This window comes from Tuberibacillus calidus DSM 17572 (assembly GCF_000430685.1).
Classification (GTDB): Bacteria; Bacillota; Bacilli; order Bacillales; family Sporolactobacillaceae; genus Tuberibacillus; species Tuberibacillus calidus.
On the sequence record NZ_AUMM01000068.1, the window covers coordinates 1 to 13138 of the forward strand.

Sequence of the window (13138 nt, forward strand, 5' to 3'; positions counted from 1 at the left end):
TGAGCGGACCGAAACTGGGCCGGCCTTTAAAAGACAGTGAGGAAGACAGCGCCCAAAAACGAATAGAATACCAGGACGCCTTGGATCGGAACGCCGTCGAAGGCAAATTTGGCGAGGGCAAGCGTACATATGGGCTTGGTCTTATTCGAGCACGCCTTCGACAGACAAGTGAAACCGTCATTGCCCTGCAGTTTCTGGTTATGAACCTTGAAAAGATCCTTCGGGATACTTTTTTTTCCTTTTTTCACTTGATCATTCGTCAGGTATTTTCATGTCACAAACTGCGAGTGGTAAGCTTTTGATCAAAATGTAGGTTGTTCAGTAGTCCCTACCTATGAGGAATTGAAACTACGTCCTCCTGGGACGCCATTACGATAATTTTGGAGTTTTGATCTTACCTATGAGGAATAGAACACAAAACCCGTTTATAAGCTCAAACCTATTGAAACCAACTTGTTCTTGTATTTGTCAAAAAGACTTTGACCCTGTCATTACTCTAAGCTATAATCCGTAACTCAATGCTTAGGTGACAAATGCGCCCAAAAAAAGAACAGGAATCAGTTTCACCTACAAGTGACCCCGTTCCTGTAAATTCAATTCCCTGGGAAATCTCCCATGAATATACTTAATGACGCGGATTCTCAGGTTATTCTCCACTTTTTCTAATGACGAACCTTTCGACAAGGATGTAGGCAGCTAAAGGCAATACGATATTAAGGATGATGAGGGTTTGGTGGAGAACTCCTTCTTCAACGATCGTTTTGGTCTGAGGCAGCCGCCAAAAGATTCCGAATAGACCCATGAGGGCTACAAAGACAAAACTCCCATAGTATTCTTTTTTCCTTTTGAAGAACACGTAAATCGTCACGAAGATAAGAACGACAAGTGTAAATAGCCAATCAAAGGGTGAACTGATTGTCACTTCCCCTTGTTTTGGGGCCAAAACGTGAAACAAAACAAAAACCGCGAAGATCGCCGATGCCGAAAGCCATATTACAAGGAATTTAACGAATTTTGGCCAAGGTCTTTCAAAATAAATCCCTCGGTGTAGAACTTTGAAAATCACGTATACAACGAAAATGGAAAAAAGGCCATTGAACAAAATGGTAAAAAGGTTAAATTTGAAGACCGGTGCCGAGAAGCTGCCGACCACTTCAAAAAACGAACTGATTAAAAAAACCAAACCAATTATTTGAAAGATGTTTTTCCACGATGGTCGGTCCAATTGTTTTTTCATTTCATCCAGCAATTCTTTTGGGTTTTTACCAAAAAAAGACTTCGCTGATTCTCCGTTTTTTTGCGCTTCCAAGATATCTTGCAAGATCATCATCAGTTGCTGTTCAATTTCTAAATCATCATAGAAAATCCCGTATGTTCGCATGTATAGTAAAATTTTTTCATAGTACGCTTTATTCTCGGGCGTCAATAACTCCCTGAGTTCATTATTTCTTTTTATTAGTTCATTGACTTTTTTATTCGCCATCGCTTGGGGCACTTCCCTTCTTGTCTTCTAATATGCGGTTGACTTTGACGTTCAATGAACGCCACTGCTCGATGAAGGAGGCTAACTGTTCTTCCCCTTTTTCTGTGATGAAAAAATATTTTCGATCCGGTCCATCGGGGGAGGGCAGTGTTCGACCGCTGATGCATCCTTGTTTCTCCAATTTCTGCAGAATGGGATAAATGGTTCCGCCGATAATTGTTGTAAAATCATAGTGGCGCATGATTTGAATCAATTCATAACCATAAACGGATCGCTTTTTAATGATGGAAAGGATTAACCCTTCCAGCACACCTTTTAACAATTGGGTTTCCTTCATTGGCTCACCTCGCTATTAGGCATTACATACTAGTTAGGCAATATGACGCCTCTGTGTTTGGTTTGTTGATTCTCTGTGCTATTAGGTAATACATACTAAATAAAAAATATCACACAACAACAGTCTTGTAAATAACATTGTGGAAATTTTTGCGGGAACCATGAATGATCCTTAGGGAGCATGTTAACCTTAAAGGAACCGCATCAGCATTAGAAAGCATGTTATCTTTAAAGGAGTGATCTGGTAAAACGCACGAGAAAGGTGGCGCGAAAAAGGCTTTGTAAAAGGTGTTTGGTTTTTTTAATGCAGATGAAGAAGTTATAATGGCTATGCAGAGGAAGTAAAAGCTATCGCGTTTTAGCGGAATGTCCTTTAGCTGGTAGGCCAACATGGGTTCCGCTATTGGCGAAAATCGCCAGTACTTTGGTGTGTGCCCTCGCATGTCATTAGTTCATCGGAGACATCAAATTAACGAAATTGTTAACTTCAGTCGATGACGGTATGGAAACGTTCCCGAAGATCTACCCAAGAATGCGGGACGTATTGGTCGTGTGTGTATGTGAACTTGAAAATTAACCTCCATCTTATCGAATGTAAGGTTTGAGAATAAATCGACTTATTTGTGTCGTCGACCCTCGGTAGCGTCAAAAACCCCGGAGATCGACGACATTCGTTTTTCGCAAAAATCCCTTCAGTTACGCGGCGTTTTGAAAAAAACAAAAAAAGTAACATAAAAAAAGGATTTTTTACACCCGACGAAGAATATTGATATATCAGCAACTTTTGGGGGTTTTGATCTTACCTATGAGGAATTGAAACTGTCACGTTTGAGATTAACAATCACATCATCGACCGGGTTTTGATCTTACCTATGAGGAATTGAAACCAAGCTGAAAGAATGTGCTGCCAAGGTCAATCCAGTTGTTTTGATCTTACCTATGAGGAATTGAAACTGGGTAATTGTTCTCCCAGATGTTCCGGATGCCACGGTTTTGATCTTACCTATGAGGAATTGAAACTCGGCGGTGTGCATCGAGATTTGGAATTGATTGCAAGTTTTGATCTTACCTATGAGGAATTGAAACTATCCACAGCATGAACAAAGTTGGCTGGATGGAAAGGTTTTGATCTGACCTATGAGGAAAAGCAATTACCCCCACGCCCAAAGGGTGCCATCCTCTAAGATAGCAAGTATAGGTTTCGCCCATAAGGAATTAAACGCAGCAAGGCTAAGTGAGGTAATTCGTGCCTCAAGTCCGGACGATGATGCTACAACGGATTGTAAGATAATTATTGATAGCGGTATGTTCTCGACAGAAAGGATCTTTTAACTTGGATTGTCAAATTTTCCTAATTGGCAGGTTTCATTTATGAGAAATAGAGGCTCAGTGGTAATAGTAGAAAATGGGAAGGTTGTATTAATTCAACGAATTAGGGATGGTTCTGTATATTATGTTTTCCCTGGTGGTGGAATAGAGAACGGTGAAACACCAGAAGCTGCAGCTAAAAGAGAAGCATTAGAGGAATTAGGGGTTGAAGTAAAAATTAATGAGTGCCTTTCAAAAGTTGAATACAACGGGACGCAATATTTTTTTCTAGCTGAAATTATTTCTGGGGCTTTAGGAAATGGTCAAGGTGAAGAATACACGGACAAAAATAGAGGTAGAGGAACATACTTGCCAATGTGGGTAGAAATAGAAAGTCTATCATCAATTGATGTAAGACCGAGGGAAGTTGCTTTAAAAGTTCAATCCCTATTAAAAAAATAACGCACCTCAAAAAAAGGGAACTCCTAGAGAATAGGATTCCCTTTGAAAATTACAAAAACAATGTCACCTTTTTCCATTATATTTTTTCATCAGTTAAAGCTTTCTTACCTTCGTATCGCTTTTTAGCGATTGAATGGGCTTCGAGTCAGTCAAGACTTTGTGGGAACTTTTTTGGTTCGCTGAAAACAGATGTAAGTCATAGATTAGCGAACCATTTTTTTGAATTCCATCCGTAAGCGCTTTAGAACTCTCATCCCTTGTCATGACAGACCGATATGTATACCTTTTTTTACCATCCCTTGAGTTCAGACAGGGCATGATAGATCGGAGTCCCGGACGATTGCTGTAAATATGGCTTGTTTCCGCGTTACCTCCGGAAGAAGACGGCGGACGCGTTGTTTCGCCTTGTTCACGATCGTCTGTTTGGTAGATGCCGTTTCCTCCGCCGGATGCGACGATTCTTCTCCGAAACGACGTCCGAAAAGACGAATCCCATCCATCCGGGCAATCATTGCCTTGAAAAACGTCCTGAGTCCCTTGTCTGTCCAACTGCGGCGGTATTTCACCCGATACGCCAGCTGGCTCATCACGCTTTCAGCCCTCCCCATCGGATACATGCCCGTTGTGTCCACTCCTTGCTCCTTCAGCCATTCCCGGTAATCACGGATGCATCCCGGCATCGATTCAATCCGGTGGATCAAGGCAGCCAGCTGTTGTTCTTTCGCTTCGTCCCCCAGCGTGCCGAGGGCGCTGTTCAGTTCCACAAGCAACCCCTCTTCATCCTGCTTCGCCAGCTTTTGCCGAATCGCCTGCCACCGTGGATGGCCCGAGAGGCATTGGCGCAACTCACGCGCCACGTGGAATCGATCCAATTGGAAGCAGACCCGTCCTTTGAAATACTCCCGGCATGCGGTAATCCATGGAGCGCCGTCCCCGTTGATGACAAGAAGATCCCGACACGGATCATAGGCATATTCGTTCATCAAAAATTCCTCGAAGCCTTCCCACACCTCCCTCTTGCCCTCATGGACGTAATGGCGCTGATTCACGAATTCGATCCGTGAGCCGTTGCGCTTCCACCCTTCGTGAACGGTCAGGATTTTGTCTTCCTTGGCCCGTTTTCCCTTCCCTTGGCGAGAGACAAACAGTCCATCGGCCTCCACAAACAGCACCCGTCCATATCGCTGGTCAACCGGGCAGTGCAGCGGAACTTCAGCCTCGAGCACCAACTGGCGGATCGCCTCATGGCTCATCACCGGATACCCGACCATCTGGGCAAGCGTATGAGCCGCTTTGCGATAGGAAGAGCACTCCATAGCCAATCCCACCGCTGTTTCTTCTAGACAAGGGCTGATTGACTGTGATCCATCAAACGCTAAAAAGGAGTCAAGCAAAAACGTGTAACGGTTTTGTTCTCGGTCTAAATAGTAGTTTCGCTCAAAGGTAACTTCGCCAAACAGGGTTTGAATCGTGGTGCGTCGTTTGTCTTTCAAGTGGTACCGGCGCTTGTCCCGGGTTTCCGCCAATTGTCGGTCGATGTCCTCCAACAAAGCCGTAAACAGCTCGGTGAAGGCGTTTTGCAAGGCTCGAAACAAATCAAGTTCGATCTCTTTCCATGTCAACGAATTTGTGGTAAGATGTTGTTGAATATTCATGGGACTCTCTCCTCCTGTTTGATGGTGTGGACAATGATCATCTTACCAGGGAGAGAGTCCTTTTTCATGTTTCCTGCTTGGGATCCTACCGCGCTTCGCTTGCTGGCCCCGATGAGGGGGATTGCGAACCTACGTTCCCAACCCCCTCATCGGGGAATTCTAAGAATTTCTCCCACAAACATTTTACTCACACATGGGCCTCTAAAATGAATGGCTTCGTTTTCTCTAAATTGTCGTCAACCGGATTAAGAATGCAAATAAAATGCTGTTTGGCATAATGAGGGTGTGGGAGAAACACATTGAGGACCGAATAATCCATATCCTCATTTAAATGAAGGTCAAGGCTGTTGAATGTCTCCTTACTCACTCCGATGTTAATGCGAAAAACACCATCTCTATCAAGATTAGATACATTGTCAATATCATTGACGGAGTTGGCAATGGTTACAAACGGTAATCGGTGGTCGTCTCCAACAAAAAATAACAAATAACCGAAATTCTCCTCCCGCTGGACATGCGGCAATTCCATGATGAATCTTTCAAAATCTTCTTGGTTCATCATCCTACCTCCCGTTATAAAAAATCACAACACTAGTCCACAACTTACTAAAAGGTCCATCTGAATTCATTTATCATATTATAACAACTTTGTAAATAATTTTGCGAAAAATTGTGTGGTGGCGATGTGATGAAGGTGAAACTGTAATGAAAAGGTAGAACGAAATATGTTATCATCTAAACGAGCACAGGCAAAAGGGAAACGCCCTTTCGATTTAGTTTTATAAGGATGATGAACATGTGGAAGGAATTTAAGGAGTTTGCGTTTAAAGGGAACGTCCTTGATTTAGCCGTCGGGGTCGTGATTGGCACAGCTTTTGGAAAAATCGTCAGTTCTCTGGTGGATGATCTCATCATGCCGTTGATGGGTATTCTCATCGGTGGGGTCGATTTTACCAATTTGACGCTTTCGTTCGGCGAGGCCCACATCAAATACGGGTCTTTCATTCAAACCGTCATTAACTTTTTCATCATTGCTTTTTCCATTTTTCTTTTTATAAAAACCATCAGCCGCTTTAAAAGAAAAGAGGAAATAGCCGACAATCCTCCGCCACCTACTAAGGAGGAAGTTTTGCTTGCGGAAATACGTGATTTGTTGAAAGAAAAACAACAGGGAAATTAAGACCAAAAAATTGACTTATAGATCATGGAGCCGGCAGCGGGGCATTCCTGTCGGCTTTTTAAGATTGCTTATCACCTTTAACGATTTCGGGCGGGGAAATGATATGCAATTTCCGATTGCGTATTAAATTGCTGGCCGTTGAGGCGTGAAATGATATGCTTTTTTGAATTTCGGCCAAAAACCTGCCCATATATTACCAATTTACAAGATTGCGTATCATTTTTAAGGGTTCCGGCCAGGAAAATAATATGCAATTTCGGATTGTGTATTAAATTGCTGGCTTTTGAGGCGAGAAATGATATGCTTTTTTGATTTTCGGTTGAAAATCCGCCCATATATTTCCAAATTTAACGATTGCGTATCACTTTTAAGGAGTTCGGCCGAGAAAATGATATGCAATTTCGGATTGCGTATTAAATTGCCGGCCTTTGAGTCGAGAAATAATATGCTTTTTTGAATTACTGCTAAAAACCCGCCCATATATTTCCAAATTTCAAGATTGCGTATCATTTGCAAGGGTTTCAGGCGGGAAAATAATATGCAATTTCCGATTGCGTATTAAATTGCCGGCCGTTGAGGCGAGAAATGATATGCTTTTTTGATCTTCAGGCGAAAATCTCCCCATAATTTTCCTTTTTTGAGGATTGCGTATCACTTGTAAGAGTTTTGTGCGGGGAAATGATATGCAATCTCGGATTGCGTATCAAAATGTCGGCGATTGAGGCGGGAAATAATATGCTTTTTTGCTTCTTTATCCTAAACTAGTCAAAGTCCAGAACTTAAAATATGATATAATTGTGAAAAATGGAAAAAGAGGGTGGGTGCGATTTTGACAAACGAAACAATATTATCGGTGAGAAATCTCAGAATCAATTACGGGTCAAAGGAAGTTTTAAAGGGCATCGACCTTGAAATAAAAAGAGGCCAAGTCATCGGCTATATCGGGCCTAATGGGGCAGGAAAGAGCACGACCATCAAAATCTTACTCGGGCTTGAAGAAAGCTATGTCGGAACGGTTGAACTTTTTGGGCAAGATATCTCTCAAGGGGATGTCACATATAAAAGGCGGATCGGCTATGTGCCTGAGACGGCGGAGATTTATGATCATTTGACGGCGAGCGAATATCTGTCTTTCGTCGGAGGCTTATACGGGATGGAGGAAGAAGACATTGACGTAAAAGCTCAAAAAATGATGGCGCTTTTTGGGCTGGGTGATGTCTATCATTCTCGCATATCATCATTATCTAAGGGCATGCGACAAAAATTATTGATCATTGCAAGCCTCATACATAACCCCGATCTCGTCATTTTGGATGAGCCGATCAATGGATTGGATGCCAACAGTGTGACGGTGTTTAAAGAAATCCTTGCCCAGCTCGCAAAACGGGGAAAGACGATCTTTTACTCCTCACACATCATGGATGTCGTTGAAAAAATCAGTGACCGCATTATTTTGTTATCTGACGGGAAAATCGCTGCAGACGGATCTTTTGAAGAGTTGCGGTCCCAACATTCAGAGGGCAGCTTGGAAGAGATTTTTACGGAGTTAACCGGCTTTAATGATCATAAGGATATCGCTTATGCCTTTGTGTCAGCGATTGAAGGGGGAAAGGCATGAACGCTATTTTAAAAGTTATTGACCGTTTCCGGTGGCTGTTTGAAAAAGCCGGGATCGAGTATGAGATCATGCGAAAAATCCTTGAAGTGAAATTCAAGATAGATAGTCGGCGGGTTCCGACACTGTATCAATTTGCGAAAAAGCCAAAAAAAGAAGGCAATTACTTTTTTAAATCGCTTTGGCTTTATATACTGTTTGGGCTTATTGCGACGCCGTTTGCCGCTATGGGTGGCAACTATATTTATCAAATGACTATATTGTTTTCGTTTATTTTTTTCATTCTCTTTACCGCGATGCTGGCAGATTATTCATCAGTATTGCTGGATATCCGCGATCGCGTGATCCTTCACACGAAACCTATAAAAGAAAAAACGATCTCCGCAGCGAAAACCGTCCATGTCTCAGTTTATATGTTTTTCATTACGATCGCTTTTGCGGCTATTCCGCTGATCGTCGGAACTTTGGTTCATGGACCGGGCTTTGCGGTCATCTTTGTGATTGAACTGATTTTGGTCAATTTCTTAACCGTGTTCATCACGGCCCTTATTTATTTGGCCGTTTTGCGTTTTTTTGATGGAGAAAAGCTCAAAGACTTCATCAATTATGTGCAGATCGCGGTCACAATTGGGATGACAGTTGGTTACCAAATTGTCGTCCGGTCATTTGAAATCGTAAATTTTCATGTGGCATTAACGGTTAAGTGGTGGCATTATTTGCTTCCACCGTTCTGGTATGCGGCACCTTATGAATGGTTTTTGAACGGCCGCGGGAATCGGGACTATGTGATTTTAACGATTTTGGGGTTGGTCGTTCCGCTAGTAGCCCTCTTTCTATATACAAAATCGATGCGATTATTTGAACGCAGCTTGCAAAAACTTGCTTTTGAAGGCGGAAAAAGCCGCAAGACAATCCGGCCGGGCCTGAAAAATGCGTACAACCTCATTTGTTTTACGAAAGAAGAGCGCATGTTTTTTCGCTTCGCTGGGCGCATGATGAAAAAGGAAAGAAATTTTAAACTCAGGGTGTACCCTGCTTTAGGATTCTCGCTGATTTTCCCTTTCGTCTTTCTCTTTAATGATATAAGAGTTACTGATGGGAAGGGATTGGGAGGAGGATGGTTGACCATTTATGCCTGTCTCCTTATGATTCCAAGTGTGGTGCTCATGCTCAATTTTTCGGGAAAATATAAGGGTGCTTGGGTTTTTAAAACAGCACCGTTAAATGACTTTTCGTCTATATTTAAGGGCACGCTCAAAGCTTTTCTCGTAAAGCTGTTTTTGCCGATTTATTTATTGTTAAGCCTCATTTATTTATGGCTTTTTGGCATGTCAGTTTTTCTTAACCTCGTGGCGATATTCATCACAGCGGTGATTTACACTTTAATAAGTTTTAAAGTGACTAATGAGGGCTTGCCTTTTTCAAAACCGATGGAGGAAGCCAAGGAAGGGGGAATAAAATTATTTTTGCTCATTTTAGGCATCGGGATTTTTGTAGCTGCGCATTATAAGGTTTCGCAATTTTCGTATGGAACAGCGGTTTATACGCTTTTGTTAGCCATTTTGGCGGTATGGCTCTGGAGGAAGTTCATGAACGTGCCGAGAGAAAAAATTTTCTAAAGTCATGCCCCATAATAGATTAAAGATGTTAGCCAACACGTGTTGAAATTTGTTATGATGAGGGTAAACCAATAATAATTGAAACACATTAAAAGCAGGGGTCTCCTTGCTTTTTATTTTGGGTGACAGGTTAAATGAGTGTCCCAGCATGAAAGGATTTTGCCTATGAAAGACAACTTTTGGCGTGATTTACCGCGGCCATTTTTTATACTGGCGCCAATGGAAGATGTCACGGACGTCGTTTTTCGTCATGTCATCAGCCATGCGGCTAGACCGGATGTGTTTTTTACAGAGTTTACGAATACGGAAAGCTTTTGCCATCCAGATGGGAGAACGAGCGTGCGCGGGCGTTTGACTTTTACGGAAGATGAACAACCCATTGTGGCTCATATATGGGGAGACAAGCCCGAATATTTCCGGCAAATGAGCATCGGCATGAAGGAAATGGGCTTCAGCGGCATCGATATTAACATGGGGTGCCCTGTCCATAATGTGGCTGCGAAAGGCAAGGGCAGTGGCTTGATTCGCCGCCCGGATGTGGCTTCGGAAATCATTCAAGCGGCTAAAGCCGGCGGGCTTCCCGTCAGCGTCAAGACGCGGCTCGGCTACACGGATGTTGAGGAGTGGCGCGACTGGCTGACCCATGTTTTACAACAAGACATCGCCAACCTTTCCATACATTTGCGAACACGAAAGGAAATGAGTCAAGTTCCTGCCCATTGGGAATTGATTGCCGATATTAAAAAGCTCCGCGATCAAGTGGCTCCGGATACGCTTTTGACGATCAATGGAGATATTCCCGACCGCAAGACGGGTTTGGAACTCGTTGAGCAATATGGGGTAGACGGGATCATGATCGGGCGTGGCGTTTTTAAAAATCCATTTGCGTTTGAAAAAGAACCCAGGGAACACAGCCATGAAGAACTGCTTGAACTGTTACAACTACATCTGGATCTCTTCGACAAATATTCGAAGGAATTTGAGCCGCGTCCGTTTAAACCGCTGCTTCGCTTTTTCAAGATCTATGTCAAAGGTTTTCGCGGGGCGAGCGAGCTGAGAAATCAACTGATGAATACCAAATCGACGGATGAAGTCCGGGCTATACTAAAGGATTTTTTGGTCCAGAATAAGTAACGCGATAAATCCGGGGTGGATGAAGATGGAAGACAGTTATCCGTTTGTCCATCGACACCACCCTGTTTTTTGTTATACATGTAAGATTCAGAAAGCATAAGAACAACTAAAGCTCTGCCTTCGCCCCAAAGGCTTCGCAGAGCCAAGTTTTTTTCTAGAGAAAGCGATGGGATTTCTATTATGGTGGAAGACTTTTACAAGCCACATAAAATCTGAACGTAGTCAGATCCCCTTATGTCTCGGCCTCTTGGCGTTAAAACAAGCCAGCTTCTTTTGCGGCATTAAAGCTGTCTCTGGCAAATCGCTCGGGATCACTAAGTTTTTCCCAGTGGATATACATTAACCGTGGATGATCAAACAACCAGTGGTTATGAAGCGCCGTGACGAGAATCCCCCGCCTCCGAAGTGCTGTGAGAAACGGGTTTATTTCCCTTTGCAAAATGACGGTTTCGCCTAAATTTAGCGTTTTTCCTTTCTTTTTGTTTTCGAATGATAATGCAAAGGGGAGGGCTAAGGGGGAATTGGTTTTACGTCCAAGAATCTTAGCGTTAATGTTTCTCAGTCTTTGAACGACACATAATCCACCACTCGAAGCGAGAATTTGGCCGTCGATGATGTTGGCTAATTTTCTACATGGCAATGTATGACATTTGCACATCGCTTTCACCTCCGTATTCGGCGAGATATTATAAGCTACGCTTCTGAAGATTGTCATGATATGGACAAGTGCTTTTTTCAAAGAAAAACAAACGTTTAATATAGGACAACGATACTAGCTAGAATTGATTCGCACCTAATCCGAACAAATATGATTTATCTCACAACAAAAAAATTGAAAATGGCTATGATTAAACTAATGGACGATATGCGGCTTTTTCGAAAAGAAGTCATTCCTATAAAAGGAACACTGTGAGGAGGATATTGATGAAGCCGAAACCCAATATGGAAGAAATCAAAGCAAAAACAGAGGCGCTCTGTCAGGTGATTTTAGATCAACCCGCTTTTGAAGAACTCAAAAAAATGATCCACAATTTCTATGCTGACCAAGAGGCTCAGTCGATTTATAATAATGTCATCGAATTACAGGAGTTTCTTGAACAAAAACAGAGACATGGTATTGAAATTACGCGTGAAGAAATCGAAGAACTGGATGAAGCGCGTGAAGCCGTTTATACCCACCCCGTTTCCCGTGACTTTTTATATGCCAACCGGGAATTCGACAAAGTCAAAGATTGGGTGACCCAATCGGTCATTAAAACGATTGAATTGGGCCGTATTCCTGACGAAGAGGATCTTTTTGGCGGGCGGTGCGCCTGCGGGGGCTCCTGCGGTTGCGGCGGCCATTAAGAATTGTTTCTCAACAAGGAGCCTTTGGAGAAAAGAAAAGCAGTATGTCAAAATGCCTGATATTTTTGACACACTGCTTTTTTCTATGTGATAAAGCACTGGTGATGAAGGCGCATGATTGTTAAAACCTATCTAGACCTTGCGTCTTGACAAGACAACAATCGGTACCATTTTAAAGCAATGAATGTAAAACAATGACTTCTCTCGATTATTTTGAAGTTAAAACACACCCGGATACATGCCGGTAGAGATTGCGATACGGTTCCAACAGTTAATGGTGTTGATGGCCATGATGAGGTCGATATATTCTTTTTCGGTAAAATATTGCCGCACCTTTTCATATAATTCCTGCGGTACGCCGCCATGCGAAATCAGGGTGACGGCTTCCGTCAATTCGAGAACAGCTTTTTCTTTATCCGTAAATATGTCATGCGCTTCACGCCAGACGCTGATGAGATTAATCCTTTGTTGGCTTTCTCCTAGCTTTTGCAAGTCTCGGGTATGCATATCGACACAATAGGCACATCCGTTGATTTGCGATGCTCGAATCTTGATCAATTCGTAAAGCCGTTTGTCCAACCCGCTTTTTCTGTTAAAAACCTCAAGCTCGACCATTGTCTCAAAAGCTTCTGGATTAACTTCCCGATAGTTCATGCGAAGCGTCATTTAGCTGACCTCCCTCTATAAAATAAAGTTTTTCTTAAAATTACTCGCATTTTCTCCGGAAATCTGCACCAATTGTTTTTACCTGTCAATCAATTCATGGATATTATAGGTATTTTACCTAATAAATGGATGTTTAAGTTGACTTCGTGTAAGACAAAGGTTCTATTTACCTTTATCTGGTAACAAAGATATGATCGCACATAGGGATCTCCACAACGCTCATGGCGGTTTACCCTCCCATGTCTCACAGAGTCAAAGCTCTTACATTCCTTCGTTCTACCTATCCATGAGGTGGAGGCCGGAAAAGCTCCTTTACTGGGTCATGCCCGAATG

12 protein-coding genes, 1 pseudogene and 1 CRISPR repeat array are annotated in these 13138 nt (G+C 42.7%); of the genes and pseudogenes, 7 read left to right on the top strand and 6 right to left on the bottom strand.

Annotated elements, in window-relative coordinates; all coding sequences use genetic code 11:
- The coding region (locus H532_RS18915; protein ID WP_245566476.1) for a transposase at positions 1-302 on the top strand (302 nt) is incomplete at its 5' end.
- A 344-nt stretch (positions 303-646) separates the two neighbouring features.
- Here H532_RS18915 and H532_RS0113270 read toward each other — a convergent pair.
- Both H532_RS0113270 and H532_RS0113275 read right to left on the bottom strand, forming a co-directional pair.
- Positions 647-1483: a DUF1129 domain-containing protein gene (locus tag H532_RS0113270; protein ID WP_027725881.1), complete on the bottom strand. Its 837-nt coding sequence runs from the start codon at positions 1481-1483 to the stop codon at positions 647-649.
- Positions 1473-1820, bottom strand: coding sequence for a PadR family transcriptional regulator (locus tag H532_RS0113275; protein ID WP_027725882.1), 348 nt, complete (start codon positions 1818-1820; stop codon positions 1473-1475). Before H532_RS0113275 ends, H532_RS0113270 begins: the two co-directional genes overlap by 11 nt.
- 789 nt (positions 1821-2609) lie before the next feature.
- Positions 2610-2972: a CRISPR direct-repeat array (repeat unit 31 nt; unit sequence GTTTTGATCTTACCTATGAGGAATTGAAACT).
- A gap of 218 nt (positions 2973-3190) precedes the next feature.
- On the opposite strand from H532_RS0113275, the gene H532_RS0113280 reads away from it, so the two are divergent.
- Positions 3191-3589: an NUDIX hydrolase gene (locus H532_RS0113280; RefSeq protein ID WP_027725883.1), complete on the top strand. Its 399-nt coding sequence runs from the start codon at positions 3191-3193 to the stop codon at positions 3587-3589.
- A gap of 289 nt (positions 3590-3878) precedes the next feature.
- Here H532_RS0113280 and H532_RS18925 read toward each other — a convergent pair.
- Positions 3879-5244, bottom strand: a pseudogene (locus tag H532_RS18925) (ISLre2 family transposase).
- Between the two features lie 187 nt (positions 5245-5431).
- Positions 5432-5803 (bottom strand): DUF6194 family protein, encoded by a 372-nt coding sequence (locus H532_RS19670; protein ID WP_051263342.1) that lies wholly within the window; start codon positions 5801-5803, stop codon positions 5432-5434.
- 237 nt (positions 5804-6040) lie between these two features.
- Here H532_RS19670 and mscL point away from each other — a divergent pair, with 237 nt between their 5' ends.
- From mscL to H532_RS0113320, 4 genes are all read left to right on the top strand, one after another.
- The gene (mscL, locus tag H532_RS0113295; RefSeq protein ID WP_027725884.1) at positions 6041-6424 is read left to right on the top strand and encodes a large conductance mechanosensitive channel protein MscL; all 384 of its coding nucleotides are present in this window, start codon (positions 6041-6043) and stop codon (positions 6422-6424) included.
- Positions 6425-7253: 829 nt separating this feature from the next.
- Entirely contained in the window at positions 7254-8042 is a 789-nt protein-coding gene (locus H532_RS0113310; RefSeq protein ID WP_027725886.1) for an ABC transporter ATP-binding protein, read from the top strand.
- Positions 8039-9658 (top strand): hypothetical protein, encoded by a 1620-nt coding sequence (locus H532_RS0113315; protein ID WP_027725887.1) that lies wholly within the window; start codon positions 8039-8041, stop codon positions 9656-9658. The genes H532_RS0113310 and H532_RS0113315 overlap by 4 nt, the downstream gene beginning before the upstream one ends.
- A 165-nt stretch (positions 9659-9823) precedes the next feature.
- Positions 9824-10792: a tRNA dihydrouridine synthase gene (locus H532_RS0113320; protein WP_027725888.1), complete on the top strand. Its 969-nt coding sequence runs from the start codon at positions 9824-9826 to the stop codon at positions 10790-10792.
- 253 nt (positions 10793-11045) lie between these two features.
- On the opposite strand, the gene H532_RS18935 is transcribed toward H532_RS0113320, so the two are convergent.
- A complete protein-coding gene (locus H532_RS18935; RefSeq protein WP_038112505.1) occupies positions 11046-11450 on the bottom strand; it encodes a DUF1259 domain-containing protein in 405 nt (134 codons plus the stop codon).
- 266 nt (positions 11451-11716) lie between these two features.
- Here H532_RS18935 and H532_RS0113330 point away from each other — a divergent pair, with 266 nt between their 5' ends.
- The gene (locus tag H532_RS0113330) at positions 11717-12139 is read left to right on the top strand and encodes a YlbF/YmcA family competence regulator (RefSeq protein WP_027725889.1); all 423 of its coding nucleotides are present in this window, start codon (positions 11717-11719) and stop codon (positions 12137-12139) included.
- 219 nt (positions 12140-12358) lie between these two features.
- Here H532_RS0113330 and H532_RS0113335 read toward each other — a convergent pair whose 3' ends face one another.
- Entirely contained in the window at positions 12359-12805 is a 447-nt protein-coding gene (locus H532_RS0113335; protein WP_027725890.1) for a carboxymuconolactone decarboxylase family protein, read from the bottom strand.
- Positions 12806-13138 lie beyond the last annotated feature (333 nt).